Below are 16,743 nucleotides of genomic sequence, written 5' to 3'. Positions count from 1 at the left end.
AGGGGGATCGGCGAGTATCGATGTTCCCGGCGCCCCTATTCGGTCACGGCCCACCGGGTCGGTACTACTTGACTGGTGTCGAGCGCAGTCTCAGCCGCTATGCGTGTCCAGTCGCATGACTGATCGAGCACCATTCACCCCTTGCAGTCATTTGCCGACGGGATCGGGGATGAAGTCCTAGTCATGCCCTCCGCTGATGATGAGCTGTCGCGCTGTCTGGCGTTGGACCTTGAAGTCTCTCGCCATGGCGACCGCATCTACGCCCTCGCAGGGGTGCGAGCAGACACGGGCCACAGTGTCGTGTGGGCCAAGAAGAGCCGAATCGCCGACCAGCCCAATGAGCACGTCGTTGCCTATGAGGGCGACAAAATCATCGGGACTAGAACGGCAACATCAGCGAATCAGGCACGCGCCGAACTCGACCACCTGGCCCAGGGAGCGGATTTCGTCGTGGGTCACAACCTGATCCACTTCGACCTGCCTCGCCTGCGGGCCGCAGTTCCCGAGTTGCGGCTGCTGGGCCTTCCGGCGGTGGACACGCTGTGGCTCAATCCGCTGGCGTTCCCGCGCAATCCGTATCACCGTCTTGTCAAGCACTACAAGGACGCGCGGCTCGTCCGAACCGATCTCAGCGATCCCTACTTGGACGCGCAACTGACGCTGCAACTCCTGTCTGAGCAGCAGTCGGCGCTGGCGGAGGCACCTGCAGATCTGCTGACGGCGTGGCATTGGCTGACCACCGGCGGGGAAGGGTTGACCGGGTTTGACCGCTTTTTTGCTGCGTTGCGGGGATCACCGCGCCCCGAGGTCGCCAAAGCTCGAGAGGCGATCCGGAACCATCTGGAGAACCGCGCATGTCGGACCCATCTGCATCGGGCGATTGGAGATGCCGCCGAGCACGGCTGGACGCTCGCGTACGCGATGGCGTGGATCTGGGTGTCGGGTGGGAATTCGGTGATGCCGCCGTGGGTGCGCCATCAATTCCCCGAGGCGGGGCGGCTCGTGAGACGCCTACGCGACGAGGCCTGTCACGACGACCGCTGCTCGTGGTGTCGCAGCCGCCATGACGCCACCGACGAGCTCAAGCGCCTGTTCGGCTTCGAGGCGTTCCGAGCCGAGCCCACGCTTCCCGAGACAGATCAGCCTATGCAGCAAGCGATTGTCCAGGCCGCCATGAGGAGCGAGGACGCGTTGGCGATCCTGCCGACCGGTACCGGGAAGTCGCTGTGCTACCAGCTTCCGGCACTGTCCCGGTACGACAAGACGGGTGCGCTCACCGTGGTGCTCTCCCCGCTGGTGGCGCTCATGGCAGACCAGGTGGCGGGCCTGCAGAAGTTGGGGATTACCTCGTGTGTGACGGTCAACGGGTTGCTGTCGCTGCCCGAGCGGGCGGAAGCGCTTGAGCGGGTGCGTCTCGGTGACGCAGCGATCTTGCTGATTTCTCCCGAGCAGCTGCGAAGTGTGTCGGTGCGCGGCGCTCTGGCTCAACGCGAGATTGGTGCGTGGGTGCTCGATGAGGCGCATTGCCTGTCGAAGTGGGGGCACGACTTTCGGCCCGATTACCGCTATGTGGGCCGCTTCATTCGCGAGCGCGCCGAGAACGAGCGCACACCTCCTGTGCTGTGTTTGACCGCGACCGCGAAGCCGGAGGTCAAGACCGAGATCTGCGAGTACTTCGCTGAGCATCTGGGCGTCGACATGAGGGTGTTCGACGGCGGCAGCCGTCGCACGAATCTCGAATTTGTCGTGATGCCGACATCAGCTCCTGCCAAGCAGCAGGACGTCTTGGCGACGCTGCATCATCACCTCCCGTCGGGCGCGGCAGGCGGTGCGATTGTGTACTGCGCGACACGCAGACGAACCGAGGAGATCGCTGACTTCCTACAAGAACAGGGAATCGCCGCAGATCGCTTCCACGCCGGACTGCCGCCGGAAGAGAAGAAGACCGTCCAGCAGCGCTTCATCGAAGGCGATCTGCGGGTCATCGCTGCCACCAACGCGTTCGGGATGGGCATCGACAAGCCCGACGTGCGATTGGTGATCCACGCGGACATCCCGTCTTCGCTGGAGAATTACCTGCAGGAAGCGGGCCGTGCCGGCCGGGATCAGCAACAGGCGCACTGCGTGCTGCTCTACACCAAGGAGGATGTCGAGCGCCAATTCGGTTTGTCGGCGAGGTCCCGGCTCACCCGGCGGGAGATCCACGGTGTGCTGCGGGCGCTGCGCACCTTGGACCGGCGCGGCAGCAGGCGCGGCGAGGTGGTGGCCACACCAGGCGAGATTCTCACCGAGGACGAAGCGGACGACTTCCAGCGCGACTCGGCGACTGACGACACGCGCGTCCGCACAGCGGTCGCATGGCTCGAGGAAGCGGAATTGCTAACCCGCGAAGAGAACCGCGTGATGGTGTTCCCATCGTCGCTGCGCGTGAGCACGACCCAAGAGGCCGAGAAGAAGCTCGCCGGAGCGAATCTCGATCCTGTCTACCGGCGTGCGCTCTTGTCGGTCGTGGGAAGGCTGATCGACGCAGACCCCGACGAGGGCATCTCCACCGACATGCTGATGGCGACTTCTGGGCTCGGTCCCGATCAGGTGTCAGCCGCGCTCCACAACCTCGAACGGGTCGGTCTGGCGACCAACGACACTGTGGTCACCGCATATGTCCATGTCGGGGTGCGTCGAACCTCCCGCAGCCGTCTCACCGAGGCCGCCGACATGGAGCAGCTACTCATCGACCAGATGCGGGAGTCGGCTCCCGACATGGACGTCGGCGATTCGGCGCCGCTGAATCTGCGCATAGCCGCCCAACTCCTCCAAGATGCCGGGCTCACCGACGCACGGCCCGAGCACGTGACCCGCACACTGCAAGGATTCGCCCGAGACGGGATCGGCCCCGGAGGGTCAGGCGGCAGCGTCGCGCTGAGAAAGCACGGGGCCGAGACCGTGTCGGTGACGCTCAGGCGAAGCTGGGACCGGTTGGTGGCCATGGCCGAGCGTCGCCGTAAGGCAGCCGGGACGCTGCTGAGCCATCTCCTCGAGGAATTGCCCACCGGGAGCCGAGGCAACGATCTGCTCGTAGAGACGACGCTGGGCAAGCTGCAACGCGCCGTCGACGCAGCACTCGAAGCCGACCCCAGCCTGCGCGTCGGTACCCCCGACGCCGAACGCAAGCTCATGGAGCGGGCATTGCTGTGGCTGCACGAGCAGGAGGTCATCAGGCTCAACCGGGGCCTGACGGTGTTCCGCTCGGCGATGACCATCACTCTCGAACGCGAGTCACGCGGGTTCCGCCAGACGGACTTCGCTGAGCTGGAGCACCACTACGGCAGGACCGTCCGCCAGATCCATGTGATGGCCACCTACGCCGAGCAAGGCCTTGACCGCATGGCTGACGCAGTGCGCCTCGCGCTCGACTACTTCACCTTCGGGGACGACGAATTCGTACGCCGCTGGCTGTCTGGTCGGCGTGCCGAGATCGACCGGGAAACGACTCCCGATTCGTGGCAGGCGATTGTGGAGAGCCTGTCCAATCCCCGCCAGCGGGGGCTCGTGGCAGACAACCGCGAGGCCACGAACGTGCTGGTGCTCGCCGGTCCCGGCTCGGGCAAGACGAGGGTGCTGGTGCATCGCATCGCGTACCTGGTTCGTGCGAAACGCCAGAACCCGCGAGGCATCTTGGCGCTTGCCTACAACCGGCATGCCGCGGCGGACATCCGTCGGCGCCTGCGTGAGCTGATCGGTGACGATGCCAACGGCGTGATGGTGCTGACATGCCACGCCCTGGCCATGCGGCTGGTCGGCGCCAGCTTCTCGGGTGCCGCAGCGCAGTCCAGCAACAAGAGCTTCGACGAGCTTCTGGGCGAGGTGATGGGCAAGGCCATCGCGCTGTTGCGAGGCGACGAGCTCGAGCCCGAAGAGGCGGAGGACTCTCGGGTGCGTCTGCTGGCTGGTTTCCGGTGGATCCTCGTCGACGAGTACCAGGACATCGGCGTCGACGAATACGAGCTGATCGCGGCACTGGCCGGACGAACGGCTCCCGACGCCGACACCCGTCTGACCCTGTTTGCCGTGGGCGATGACGACCAGAACATCTACGCGTTCAACGGAACCTCACCTGAATTCATCCGGCGTTTCGAGGAGGACTACAGCGCCAGGACCGAGTACTTGCTGGACAACTACCGATCCAGCGGCCACATCATTGACGCCTCCAACGCAGTCATCGCACCGGCGACTACGAGGATGAAGGCCAGCCAGGCGATCCGCATCAACCGGGCACGTCGGGGAAACCCGCTCGGTGGCGAGTGGGAAACGCTCGACCCGATCGCGAAGGGCAAGGTGCAGGTACTTCACCCGAGTGAAGACTCGGTCACCCAGGCACAGGCCGCGATGGTTGAGCTGAGGCGGCTGGCGGGTCTTGTGCCGAGTTGGGACTGGGCGCGCTGCGCCGTTGTCGCCCGCGAGTGGAGCCACCTCGAGCCGGTTCGGAGCATCTGCGAGCAGGCGGGCATCCCGGTGCAGCTCGCCAACGAGGGCGACGTGAGCCTGTGGCATCTGCGTGAGACCCAAGCTCTGGTGCGGGCGCTTCGACAGCGTCGAGATCTGCTGGGAAACGGCGAACTTCGCCGATGGATCGCCAGCCAGCGGGGCGGGCCGTGGATCGACCTGCTGAGAGAAGCAGTGCAGGAGCACGCAATTGAGACCGGCGGTGCCGAAGTGCCTGCGGTGTCGTTCATTGAGTGGCTGGCGGAGTGGTGTCGGGATACGCGGCGCCGACAGCGAGGGCTTCTGCTGCTGACGGCGCATCGAGCCAAAGGGCTGGAGTTCGATCACGTCGTGGTGCTCGACGGCGGGTGGGCCCGACGCAGCCGCGATGAAGACATCGACGCACCGCGGCGCCTGTACTACGTGGCCATGACCCGAGCCAAGCAGACGCTGACGCTGTGCCGCCTACGCGGCCAGCACGGGTACCACGATGCGCTCGAACCCAAGTCATCCGTGGTGTGGCGCTCGCCGGTAGCCCTGCCGCCGCCGACGCCCGCGATGGCACGCCGATATCGCAGCCTGACGCTGAAGGACGTGTATCTCAGCTTCACCGGTCGTATGCCCGCGGATGATCGTGTGCATCGCAGCATCGCGGCTCTGTCGCCGGGGGACCGTCTCGAGGTGCGACACCACCAAGAGAGGTGGCAACTGCTCGACGGCAACGGCGTGCAGGTCGGGACGCTGGCCAGCAGCTTCGAAGCACCGAGCGACACGCACTGTGTCGAGGCCCGGGTCTCAGCCGTTGCGAAGTGGCGCGCTGAGTATTCCGACGCCGAATACCGGCAGGAGCTGAAGTGCGACGAATGGGAAGTCGTAGTGCCTGAACTCGTCTTCGAGCCCGGCGACTAGTTGTCTTGGAAGCCGCCGAACGCCTTGCCGTCAACCCAGCGGGGGTCTGCTGGCTGGGGGCTGAGGATTCCCAGGGCTGATGATGTGATCTGAGCGGCCTGAGCGCCACGGGGTGCTCCGGGGGTGGGGCTCGAACCCACGACAAACGGATTAACAGTCCGCTGCTCTGCCAACTGAGCTACCCCGGACCGAACGGGTCGATTCCTTCCCGAACGTGCGGCGCAACGATACTGAGTTGTCTTGCGCTGCTGACGGCGCGGTCGGCTGGGCACGCCGACGGCAAGTGGGCCGGGTGGGGATCGAACCCACGACCCAGCGATTATGAGTCGCCTGCTCTGACCACTGAGCTACCGGCCCGGCAGCACGGTACCGGGCCCAAGCGCCGATCTGGGGATAGGTCAGTGGTGTGCTCAGGGGCTAGTAGTTTGCGCGCAGAGCGCCGCGGCGGCGCCGTGAGGGAGGAATGTCCACGATGCATACAGGGGAAGCGCGGCGCGACGCCGAGAAACTCACGAGTGAGCGACGCAAGTCTCTTTCCCGGCGGCCGCTCGGCTGGCGGATCGGGGTCATCGTTGCGGCATTCGCGCTGATCGCAGTTGCATGCGGCGGCGGCGGCGATGACGAAACAGGTGAAGGCCCGAGCGAGCAGCCCGAGACAACCGAAGCCGTTGAGGCTGCGCCCGAGACCACCCCCGATGAGGCGCAAGAAGAGGTAGTGGAAGCCCGTGAGGCTGGCGAGGCCACCGGCGAAGACATTCGCGAGGCGGAGAGCGGTCCTACCTACGGTGGCAGGCTCGTCTACGGCATCGAGGCCGATACGGCCAATCCGTTCGTGCACTACGCATCGTCGTGCGCGATCAGCTGCCGGATGATCTTCCGGTCCATTACCGACTCGCTGTATGTCACCGACAGCGACGGCGAGATCGTGCCGTACCTCGTGGAATCCGAGTCGCACAGCGACGACTACATGGTGTGGACGATGACGATCCGCGACGGCGTCAAGTTCCATGACGGGACGCCGCTGACGGGCGAGGCCGTGGCCTACAACATCAATCTGTGCCGCCTGAGCCAGCTGACGGGGCCGGCGTTCCTGGGCATTGCCGACGTCACCGGCGAGGGCCAGACGGTCACGGTCACCGCCAGTCCCGGACAGCCGCTCGCAGCCGGCCTCGGCCCCGCAGGGCGGGCCGAAACGTGCGGCCAGATGTTCAGCCAGGCGTGGTTGCACACACTGCCGAACAACCCGTTGTATGTGTCACCGGCATCGCCGCTGCCCCAGGAGATGCGCGAAGCGTTGCGAGAAGAAGCCACCGGCGATCCCTCCGCCCCGGTCGGGCTGGGCGCCTTCAAGTTCGTGAGCTACACCCCCGGCAACGGCAACAGCTTCATCGCCGAGCGCAACCCGGATTACTGGCGAGGCGAAAACGGCATCACCGGTGAGAACCTGCCGTACCTCGACGAGATCGAGTTTGTGGTCGCCGTGGACATCCAGGGTCGCTCGAATGGTCTCAAAGCTGGTCAGTTCGACATCATCCACACGGCCAACGCCGATGAGATCTCCAAGTACGAAGGCGAGGACTTCGTGCTGCTGCAGGCCAACGACTACGGCGAGACCAGCCACATGCTCGTCAACGTGGCCGCGGGTGTGAATCCGGTGCTGGCGTTCGTGCGTGGCGCTGCTGAGCCGATCGCGATGGATCCGCTGGGGCTCCAACTCGGTGATCAACCCAACCCGCTGGTGCATCTGAGCTGCCGCAAGGCGCTCGCCCACGCCTTTGACGGCGACCGCTTCGCCAATGAGCGGCACCAAGGCTTGGTGCAGGTGGCGAACGGCCCGTTCCCGCCCGGCAGCGTCGGACACCTCGAGGACTCGGGCTATCCGTCCTACGACCTCGAGGCCGCTGCAGCGGAATTTGAGCAGTGCAAGACCGACAGCGGTCAGAATCCGGTGGCGTTCTCGTTCAACACCACCAACGACGCGTTCAACGTCGAATCGAACGAACTCGTCGTGTCGATGTGGACGGACGCCTTCGGCGACGAGCTGGCCGTGTCGATCCAGCCCATCGAGCAGGGCCAGTACATCAACCTGGCGCTGGTCGGGATCTTCCAGATGCAGGGATGGCGCAACCACGGCGGCGTGGATCCGTCCGAGCAGTGGTACTGGTGGAGTTCCGCGACGGCGAGCCCGATCGATCCTTCCGTGCCCGAGCTGGCGCTGAACTTCGGGCGTTTCCAGGATCCCGCAATCGACGCTGCGTACCAGGTCATCCGCCACAACCCCGACCCTGCTGCCCGGCAGGCTGCTGCCGAGGAGGTCAACCGGGCGTTCGGACGCAATGTCTGGAACCTGTGGACCTACTGGACACTGTGGGGCATCATCGCCAACCCGCGGGTGCAGAACATCACAGACCTGCCCATTCCCGACAACGCGGAGAATGCCTTCCCGGTCATCTCGGGCAAGCACCATCTGACACAGATCTGGTGCACAGAGGGCAATTGTCAAGGCTGAGCTCCCACCAGGACGGCACGGGGGACGGCAATTGGCACGGGCGCGGTCTGTAGCAACTGCAGCGGCGTTTGCGCTGATTGCCGTTGCCTGCGGTGGGAGCGACGGCGACTGTCAGGGTTGAGCATGACTCTGAGCGTTGCCTGGACCACCGGAGTGAGCGGATGAAGCAACTCGCCCGCGACCAACTCGGGCGCATCGTCACCGTCGCTTTGATCGCCACGGTCGCTTGGGCGTGGTTCTTTCGACCCCCGTTCAGCTGGACGTTCGGCGTGCTCGTGGCGATCGGCACGGCGGGCGCGGTAATCGCTGACGGGCGCTATGCGCTCCGTCGGATCGTGAGCGTGATACCGATCCTGGTCGGGGTCTCGTTCGTGGTGTTCGCGCTCATGGCGAGCCTGCCCGGCGATCCGGCGATCAACATCTTGGGGCCCGCCGCGACGCCCGACCAGATCGAGATCGTCCGTACCGAGTTGGGCTTGGACGAGCCCTTCTTCAGCCGGTACGGCAACTGGCTCGGCGGTGTGGTGCTCGGCGACTTGGGGAGCTCGATCGTGCTGCGCGAGGACATCGCTGACGGCATCTCACGATCCATGACACCGACGTTGCAGGTGATGGCCTACTCGGTGGTCATCTCGCTCGCAGTGGCGCTGCCGCTCGGCGTCTGGGCGGGGTACCGACAGGGCTCAGCCTCGGATCGTGCGATCAACAACGTGATGCTGGGATTCCTGGCCACGCCGAATTACGTGCTCGCGGTTCTGCTCGTGCTGTTCTTGGCAATCGGCGGGCTCAGTGTGCTCGGCAACGAGATCGGGTTCCACGCCCTGCCCGCGGCGCGTTACGTACCGTTGGGCGACAACGTCGTGCTGCACTTCAAGCACATGCTGTTGCCCTCGTTGTCGCTGGCGATGGGACAGGCTGCGGTCTTCATGCGGTTGCTGCGCTCAGACATGATCGGCACGCTGCGTCTGCCGTTCATCGATCTGGCCCGAAGCAAGGGGCTGCCGACCAGGCGGATCTTGTGGCGGCATGCGCTGCGGCCGTCGAGCTTCACCCTGCTGACCGTGGTCGGGCTGACGATGGGCCTGCTGATTGGCGGCGCACTGATCGTCGAGTTCATCTTCACGATCCCGGGCGTGGGCGCTTACATCTTCCTGGGCGTGACGCAGCGCGACTTCATCGCTGTGCAGGGCGGGGTACTGGTGATCTCGACGCTGTACATCATCGTGCTCACCATGTCCGACTTCCTCTACTTGGCGCTCGATCCGCGGCTGCGTGGCAGGGAGGTCGGCGCCCGTGCATAAGCGGCTCGGATTCTTCTTCTGGCTGGCCGTGGTCTACCTGGTCGTGCTTGGGCTCGCCGCCATATTTGCCGATGTCCTGCCCATCAAGGATCCCACCCAGACGTTTGCCGGCACGTCCAAGAACGGTCCCAGCCTGTCGCACTGGTTTGGCAACGACGGTGTGGGCCGCGACGTGTTCAGCCGGGTGATCTACGGGGCGCAGGTGAGCTTGGTGATCTCGACGGTCGGCACCCTGCTGGCGCTGGCGATCGGCGGTCTCTTAGGCATGGTCTCGGGGTACTACGGCGGGCGGGTCGACCGCTGGCTGACCGCCACGCTGAATGCCTCCCTCGTGATCCCGCCACTGATCCTGTTCCTGGCGTTGATCCTGTTCTTGGACTCCGAGGCCCGACGCCGCATCTTCATCTTGATCTTCACGTTCGTGCTGCTGGCGATCGCCCCGATAGCCCGGGTGGTGCGCGCTGCCACTCTGTCGTGGGCCGGGCAGGACTTCGTGCTCGCAGCCCGAACGCTCGGAGCTCGAGACGGCAGGGTTCTGTTCCGCGAGGTGCTGCCGAATGTGGCGCCATCGCTCGTCAGCTACTCGCTGATCATCATGGCTGGGCTTATCGTGGTGGAGGGGTCTGCGGCATTCTTGGGCCTGAGTGTCCCGCCGCCTACGCCGACGTGGGGCGACATGATCAACAAAGGCAGGACGAACCTCGACGTCGCTGCGCACATCAGCTTGATGCCCGCGATCATCATGTTCGTGACCGTGTTGGCGTTGAACTTCGTGGGCGACAAGCTGCAGCAGTACTTCGAGCCGCGGGAGTCGGTGCTGTGACTCACAGCACTCGTCGACACGGTCTTGTGATGGTTCCCGCTGGGGGAGTTCGGTAGTGGCAGGCAGCGGCAACGCCCACCTGCGCTCCGGAACGATCCTGAGTGCGCGGGATATGTTCGTGGAGTTCCCAGCAGCGGGCGGCCGCACGGTCCACGCAGTGTCGGGCGTGTCGCTCGACCTGCTCGAAGGCGAGACATTGGGGCTCGTCGGCGAGTCTGGCTGCGGCAAGAGCACGACGGGACGGGCGATTCTGCAGCTGCCGCGGCCCAATTCGGGTTCAGTGCAGCTCACTGGCCGAGAGCTGACTGCTCTTGACGACGAAGCGATGCGGCAGGTGCGGCCGCGGCTGCAAATGATCTACCAAGACCCGATCTCCTCGCTGAATCCACGGCGCACGGTGCGCGACATCGTGGCCGAGCCGTTGTTCATCGCATGGGACAACGCGACGAAGCGAACTGCCATGGCATTGTGGCAGGAGCGCATGGGCGGCCTGCTGGGGAGCCTGTTGCGGCGTGCCGCGACACTGCTGCGCATTGTGGGCCTGGCGTTGTGTGTGGCGTTTGTGCTGTGGATCGTGTCCGAGGCCGTCGAGGAGCGGGCCGCGGAGGGATTACTGGGTTGGACGCAGGTTCCCGCTGCGGTCATCGGCTTCCCGGCACTGGCTGTAGCGCTTCTGATGGCTGCGGTCACTCTCGTGCTGGGCGTGACGTGGGTGATGCTCGCGCTGATGCTGCCCTTCAGCCTGATGTCCCGCCAATTCGGGGAAGTGTCGGCGGCCGTCGGCCTTGCCGGGGTGTTCGTCACCACAGCTGCCAGCGCCTTCTTGGCCTGGCGCACGTGGTCGAGCTTCGGAGGCTGGGCGCAGTGGCTCAACTCGGGTGGGCTGAGCCTGTTCACCGCAGTGCTCATCGTGTGGCTGGTGGCGTCGCTCGCGAAGCCCGAACGTGCAGGCGCCAGCGCCGTGGCTACAACGCTAAGCGCCATGGTGGTACTGCAGGTGTTCTACATCGCAGGTCTCGACGACACGGCGAAGCTGGTTGTCTTGGTCGTCTCCGGTGCCGTGGACTGGTTTCTGTTCTGGTGGGTGCTGCGCCGCTACCGGGCCAACCGTCAGGTCCTGTGGGAGCGCGCCGAACCTCGGGTGCGCGAGGTGCTGACCTATGTCGGGATCAACCCCGAGGACGCCCTGGATCGCCGCCCGTGGGAGTTCTCCGGCGGTCAGGCGCAGCGGCTCTCCATCGCCCGAGCGCTCGTCAGCGTGCCGCAGGTGATTATCTGCGATGAACCGGTGTCCTCGCTGGACGTCTCGGTGCAGGCTCAGATCCTGAACCTGCTCGAGGACCTCAAGAACCTCATGGGTCTGACGCTGGTGTTCATCGCACACGACCTGGCAGTCGTCAAGAACGTGAGCGATCGGGTGGCCGTGATGTATCTCGGCAAGCTGTGCGAGGTCAGCGAACCCGATGCGATGTTCGAAGCGCCGGCCCACCCGTACACCGAGCTGCTGCTGGCGGCGATCCCGCATCCCGACCCTGAGGCCGATCTTGGCGCCGGTCGCATCGGTGGGGAGTTGCCGTCGCCGATGGCGCCCCCGTCGGGCTGCCGTTTCCGCACCCGCTGCCCCCTGGCAGCGCAGCGCTGCGCCGCCGAGGAGCCCGAGATGCGAGAGATCGCACCGGGGCGATTCGTCGCCTGCCACACGCCGCTGTTCGGCGAACACGCGCCGCCGGTGCGGGTCCAGATGAGCTCGGCTCGCCAGGGGGCATCGTGAGTGACCATGCGTCGCTGAGTGCGCCAACGCTCCTTGAGGTAGCGGACCTGCGGACCACCTTTGACACCGTTGCAGGCCCGCTGGTGGCGGTGGACGGCGTCGACTGGTCGCTGGCCGAGGGCGCCCGACTTGGTGTGGTGGGGGAGTCAGGTTCGGGCAAGTCGGTCATGTCGCGCTCGGTTATGCGGCTGCTGCCGAAGTCGAGAGTGATGTCGACGGGGAGGGTCACCTTCGACGGGATCGACATGATGTCGCTGGGTCGCCGTCAGCTGCTCGACATGTGGGGCCCGCAGCTGGCGATGGTGTTCCAGGATCCGCTGGGCTCGCTGAATCCGGTGATGAAGATCGGCCGGCAGGTGGGCGAGGGCCTCCGGGTTCACCGGGATCTATCGGCACGCGCCGCACGCAGGGCTGCGCTCGAGTTGCTTGAAGAGGTGGGCATTCCCGAGCCCCAGCGCCGAATCGACGAGTACCCGCACCAGCTCTCGGGTGGCATGCGCCAGCGCATCGTGATCGCCATCGCGCTGGCATGCAGTCCCCGGCTGCTCATTGCCGACGAGCCCACGACTGCGCTCGACGTGACAGTGCAGGCCCAGATCCTGGACCTGCTGGAGACCCAGCGAGCTGAGCGTGACATGTCGCTGGTGCTCATCACTCACGACTTGGGAATCGTGGCGGGCCGCACCGACGAGGTCGTCGTGATGTACGCGGGCCGGATTGTGGAACGCGCTCCCACCACGACGCTGTTCCGCAACATGAAGATGCCCTATACCGAAGCGCTGTTCCGGTCCATCCCCAAGGTCACCGACGACAGCCACGCCCGCTTGGAGATCATCGGCGGTCAGCCGCCCGAGATGACCCGCTTGGGACCGGGCTGCAAGTTCGCCCCTCGCTGCAAATACGCGCAGGATCTGTGTGTCGCTGAGGAGCCGGCTCTCATTCCCGCCCCTGCCAGCGCCTCCTCGTCCCGGGCGGTTCTCGGCGACCAAGCCGGCGACCACGACGCCGGCGATACGCCAGCGCCGGGCGTCCACGAGTACCGCTGCTTCTACCCAGTCGGCACCGACGAGGCAGCCGAGGCACTCGAACGCAACATCGCCTCAGGCCGTGTCAGCGAGACCGGTGTCGTGATCCAGACCGCCTGACTCTCGCCGACAGCCCCACCGTCGACTCGAAGTCAGCGACTCGAACCACTTCCCGGCACCGGGCGGGTGTGGCCGCGGCCAGCCTGGCCCACTGTTCGCTTCGGGTCGGGTTGGGGGCTGCGGCTGCCAGTGGTGGTGTGTCCTGCATGGGGGACCGGTGAGCCCGGTGTGGTCCTGGGGTCGGGTCATGGGCTGCGGGCTGGGGCTCGGGCGGGGTCCGGGCTGGGGTTTCGGCTGGGCGGTGCCGGGCCTTGGTCTGCGGGGGTGCCAGTCGGGTGGGGCGTGGATCTTGCGGTCATGTAGGTGGAGGTCGGTGTGGCAGTCCCAGCACATCGAGGCCAGATTCGGCACTTCGGTGAGACCACCGTGTTTGTAGTAGTCGATGTGGTGGGCTTGGGTGTGCTCTGAGGTGAGTTCGCAGCCGATGCAGCCGCCGTCGCGTGCGGCCAGGATGAGCCGTTGGGCGTCGCTGGCGTTGCGGGCTCGCCCCAGGGCCAGCTCGGACAGTCGGCTTTGAACACCGCGGGTAGCACTTTGGCGTCGATGGCGTGCTCGGCGAGCATTTGGGCTGACAGGGGAGTGCCGTCATCAAGACGGGGGTTCACGAGCCGCTCGTTCACGACGTCATAGTCCGCAATGATCAACAGGCCTGTGTGTGCCCGCCGTGCCTTGGCGACACCGGCGATGAAGTCGAGCTTGGCCCACAGATGCCACATGCCGTCTGTGCCCAACCGCATCGATCCCGAGCGCTCGGCGCGTTGCAGCTCGTGCTCCGCGTCGATGGGGCCGAGGCCCTTGTGGGCGGCTTCGGCCTCGATGTCGGCGTACACCTGCTGGCTGACATACGCGAACGGGTGACGCGCAACGGTGTCGGAGGGATAGGCGCGGCACAGCTCGATGAACTCCGTTTCGCTGCGGCGGTGCTTCTTGGGTGCCTCGCGGGCGATCACCCGCGCATGAGACATCTGGATGTCCCCGGCGCTGAGCGCCTCCAGCGTGTCGGTCAGCTCATGGGTGGCCAGGCTCTCGGCCAGCCGGGCTTCCGAGCGTGCTTGGGGCGCATTCATCCGGGTTTGGTCTCGCAGCACATGCGCGGCGGAATAGAACAGCTGCTACTCAGGCACCTCGTCGTACCAGTCGTTCGCGTGGTGCAGCAGGTAGTCGCAGATCTTGGCGCACAGGTCGAACGGCGCGCACATGTCGTCCTCGCCTTGCAGCAGTGCTTGGAGCGACAATTCTCTGCGGGCCACGATCATGAGCGTCCGCTTGGTCGGGTCGGTCACCGATATCAGGGAATCGATTGCGGATACCTCCACGGGCAGGGCCGTGCCTCCCAGACCCGCCAGATCGGTGGCCAGCACGAGCATGTCCGGGCTGTGATCCAGCGGCGGGAGCGCCCAGGTGAAGAGCAGCGGCAACCAGAATTCATCGGGCGGAAGATCGTCTTCGGGCATTGCCCACAGGACTTCTTCGAACGACAGGAGCGTGCGCGGGTCAGCTTCCAGTGTGAGGTGCAAGTCGAGCGGGCCGCCGCACGCCTCGGCCGGATGCAGATCGACTTCCCAGGTCTGGCGCAGGCTGTAGGTCTCGATGAACTGCCGCTCGTCGTGAATGTGGAAGCCGTGCGCGTGCGCATGGTCCTTGAGGCTTGCGACGTAGCCCGTGATGTCGATCGCTGCCATCGGGACGCTCCCCACGTGGCGCCGGGACAATGCGCGGAGGCTATAGGGCTGAGGTGGCAGCATTCGACGAGTGAAACCAGAAAGCGACGACTGGCTGGGCCTGCTGCAGCGAACCGCTGATGCAGTTGAGGCTGCTCTCGCCGGATTTGACCGTTGGAATGACGGCGGCGACCGCCCTGATCAGTACGCGCTCGACCAGGTTGCCGATACTGCAGCGCTGGACGTGCTCGTCGCGGCAGGCGTGAGCGTGCTCAGCGAGGAATCAGGTCTGCGCCGTGGGGTCGGCAACGAGACCGTCATCGTGGATCCTGTCGATGGCTCCACCAATGCCTCACGTCGCATCCCGCACTACTGCATCAGCCTCTGCGTCGTCGAAGGTCTCACGCCGGTGGCTGGTCTCGTGCGCCACCTGGTCTCCGGCGAGGAGTTCACTGCGAGCGCTGGCGGGGGAGCCACTCTCGATGGGCGGTCAATCTCGCCGAGCGGTTGCGAGCACGGCGCACGCGCGGTGATCGGTGTCTCGGGACGCCCTGGCCCCGAACTGCCGGTATGGCAGGTGCGTGTTCTCGGTTCGGCGGCGCTGGACCTATGCGCCGTGGCCTGCGGGCGTCTCGATGCGTACCTCGACCTCAACTCCAATCACGGTGTGTGGGACTACGCCGCCGGTGTGCTGATCTGTGCCGAGGCGGGGGCATGGACCGGCGAAGCGGAGGGCAGGGAGCTGTTCCATCTCGAGCACAGCCGACGCCTCGGGCCCATCGCCGCGAGCACCCCCCGACTGGCAGCCAGGCTCGTCGGCGCCTGATTCGACGCCTGCCGCTGTCGAGACCGGCGGTAGCCTGCGAGACCCGGCCGACGGGGGCGCTTAGCTCAGCTGGCGAGAGCACCTCCCTTACAAGGAGGGGGTCGCAGGTTCGAGTCCTGCAGCGCCCACCCCAGCGCCGCGATGGGCCCGCTCAGTAGATGCCGGGAATGATCCGATACCGGACCCGCTCCTGGTACTCCGCCCACTTGCCAGGGCCGTATTTCTCAGCGCAGCGCTTGTCGTCGTCGATCTGGCGGTAGGTGAACAACGCAACGACGTAGGCGAAATATATCCACGCCCAGAGGCTGCCGAAGTGGCCCCAGACCAAGGCGATCGACAGTCCGAAGAACCCTTCGCCCATATAGTTGAAATGACGGGCGACGCCCCAGAAGCCGCTGCAGAGAATCTTGCGCTCGCCGGCCTCGATGACCTCCGGCTCAAAGATCCCGAGGAACTTGCGTTCAGGCCACCGCTTGAACGTGTATTTCTGCATGTTGGCACCACGGGTGATGCACCATCCGATGGCGAACAACGCTGGCGTCCCGATCAACCAGAGATAACGCCATCCTGCCGCGTGCCCCGGATCTGGATGCGCTGCCATGCCCCACATCGGAATGGTGAATATCCAGCCGTATACGATAAGACCCCCCCAGAACATCTTGAAGCCCAGACGCTCGTAGATGACGTCGTATGTATAGAGCTGTACTCGCTCGAACACGAAGTAGTCGAAAACGTAGAAGGTGAAGAACGCCGCGAAAACGAAGACGCCCGGATTTAGGTCTTCGACATTTTCGTAGTGCCAGACCGCGCCAGAGAAGGCGTTGAGCGACAGCATCGTCCCGCCGACCACATAGAAGTACATCTTGAGATCGAAGCGGTCGTTGAAGAACTGCATCTCCTGAGCGCGCCCGAACCAGCACGCCAGGAACTTGTTCTTCACCTCTCCGGGGGGCTGGCTGAAAACCGCGATGAGGGTCAGGATGAGGGCGAGCACCGTGCCGCCGACGACTGCATACAGGGACGACCGGTAGAACCAGTCCCTGGGCATGCCCGTGAGTTCGAACCACCACAGCACTTGGGCCACGACGAACACCAGCAGGCCGTTGAGGCGGTAGCTGCGGGGCAGGCCGGTTTCGCGATCGACGACGTAGCCGGGAACGTGCCGTCCAGGCAGGACCATCTGCAGCACGAAGAAGGCGGCAAATACGAACAGCGGAGTGAGAAATCCCAGCAGCGCCTGTGATGCAGGCAGCTCGACCAAGTGTCCGATACCGAGCCGCTCAAACATGGCGAGCCTCCCTATTGCTCATGAACTA

At 65.3% G+C, this 16,743-nt stretch carries 9 protein-coding genes, 3 tRNA genes and 2 pseudogenes; 9 read left to right on the top strand and 5 right to left on the bottom strand.

What is annotated here, in order from left to right; genetic code table 11:
- Positions 1 to 183 precede the first annotated feature (183 nt).
- Entirely contained in the window at positions 184 to 5,391 is a 5,208-nt protein-coding gene (locus ACOCMM_RS11730; RefSeq protein WP_419553327.1) for a RecQ family ATP-dependent DNA helicase, read from the top strand.
- 115 nt (positions 5,392 to 5,506) lie between these two features.
- On the opposite strand, the gene ACOCMM_RS11725 is transcribed toward ACOCMM_RS11730, so the two are convergent.
- Positions 5,507 to 5,579 (bottom strand) — tRNA-Asn (locus tag ACOCMM_RS11725).
- A gap of 96 nt (positions 5,580 to 5,675) precedes the next feature.
- Positions 5,676 to 5,748, bottom strand: a tRNA-Ile gene (locus ACOCMM_RS11720).
- Between the two features lie 115 nt (positions 5,749 to 5,863).
- Between ACOCMM_RS11720 and ACOCMM_RS11715 the strand changes: the two genes are divergently transcribed.
- The 6 genes and pseudogenes from ACOCMM_RS11715 (at position 5,864) to ACOCMM_RS11690 (ending at position 12,940) form a co-directional block, all read left to right on the top strand.
- Positions 5,864 to 7,900 (top strand): ABC transporter substrate-binding protein, encoded by a 2,037-nt coding sequence (locus ACOCMM_RS11715; protein WP_419553326.1) that lies wholly within the window; start codon positions 5,864 to 5,866, stop codon positions 7,898 to 7,900.
- Positions 7,901 to 8,061: 161 nt separating this feature from the next.
- Positions 8,062 to 9,201: an ABC transporter permease gene (locus ACOCMM_RS11710; protein WP_419553325.1), complete on the top strand. Its 1,140-nt coding sequence runs from the start codon at positions 8,062 to 8,064 to the stop codon at positions 9,199 to 9,201.
- Positions 9,194 to 10,024, top strand: coding sequence for an ABC transporter permease (locus ACOCMM_RS11705; RefSeq protein ID WP_419553324.1), 831 nt, complete (start codon positions 9,194 to 9,196; stop codon positions 10,022 to 10,024). Before ACOCMM_RS11710 ends, ACOCMM_RS11705 begins: the two co-directional genes overlap by 8 nt.
- A 55-nt stretch (positions 10,025 to 10,079) precedes the next feature.
- A pseudogene (locus tag ACOCMM_RS11700) lies at positions 10,080 to 10,475 on the top strand (ATP-binding cassette domain-containing protein); the annotation flags it as partial.
- A gap of 687 nt (positions 10,476 to 11,162) precedes the next feature.
- Positions 11,163 to 11,795, top strand: a pseudogene (locus tag ACOCMM_RS11695) (oligopeptide/dipeptide ABC transporter ATP-binding protein); the annotation flags it as partial.
- Positions 11,792 to 12,940, top strand: a complete 1,149-nt coding sequence (locus ACOCMM_RS11690; protein ID WP_419553323.1) for an ABC transporter ATP-binding protein — start codon at positions 11,792 to 11,794, stop codon at positions 12,938 to 12,940. The pseudogene ACOCMM_RS11695 and the gene ACOCMM_RS11690, both read left to right, overlap by 4 nt.
- Here ACOCMM_RS11690 and ACOCMM_RS11685 read toward each other — a convergent pair.
- Together ACOCMM_RS11685 and ACOCMM_RS11680 are read right to left on the bottom strand one after the other, a co-directional pair.
- Positions 12,896 to 13,324: a hypothetical protein gene (locus ACOCMM_RS11685; protein ID WP_419554871.1), complete on the bottom strand. Its 429-nt coding sequence runs from the start codon at positions 13,322 to 13,324 to the stop codon at positions 12,896 to 12,898. The genes ACOCMM_RS11690 and ACOCMM_RS11685 overlap by 45 nt on opposite strands.
- A 728-nt stretch (positions 13,325 to 14,052) precedes the next feature.
- Positions 14,053 to 14,622, bottom strand: a complete 570-nt coding sequence (locus tag ACOCMM_RS11680) for a hypothetical protein (RefSeq protein WP_419553322.1) — start codon at positions 14,620 to 14,622, stop codon at positions 14,053 to 14,055.
- A 70-nt stretch (positions 14,623 to 14,692) separates the two neighbouring features.
- Here ACOCMM_RS11680 and ACOCMM_RS11675 point away from each other — a divergent pair, with 70 nt between their 5' ends.
- Complete coding sequence (locus tag ACOCMM_RS11675) at positions 14,693 to 15,427, top strand: inositol monophosphatase family protein (protein ID WP_419553321.1); 735 nt, start codon at positions 14,693 to 14,695, stop codon at positions 15,425 to 15,427.
- A 54-nt stretch (positions 15,428 to 15,481) separates the two neighbouring features.
- A tRNA-Val gene (locus ACOCMM_RS11670) sits at positions 15,482 to 15,555 on the top strand.
- A gap of 23 nt (positions 15,556 to 15,578) precedes the next feature.
- On the opposite strand, the gene ACOCMM_RS11665 is transcribed toward ACOCMM_RS11670, so the two are convergent.
- A complete protein-coding gene (locus ACOCMM_RS11665; protein ID WP_419553320.1) occupies positions 15,579 to 16,715 on the bottom strand; it encodes an ergosterol biosynthesis protein in 1,137 nt (378 codons plus the stop codon).
- Positions 16,716 to 16,743 lie beyond the last annotated feature (28 nt).

Origin of the sequence: Candidatus Poriferisodalis sp. (genome assembly GCF_965198245.1) — a bacterium.
Taxonomy (GTDB): domain Bacteria; phylum Actinomycetota; class Acidimicrobiia; order Acidimicrobiales; family Poriferisodalaceae; genus Poriferisodalis.
This window is presented reverse-complemented; position numbering and strand designations above follow the sequence as displayed.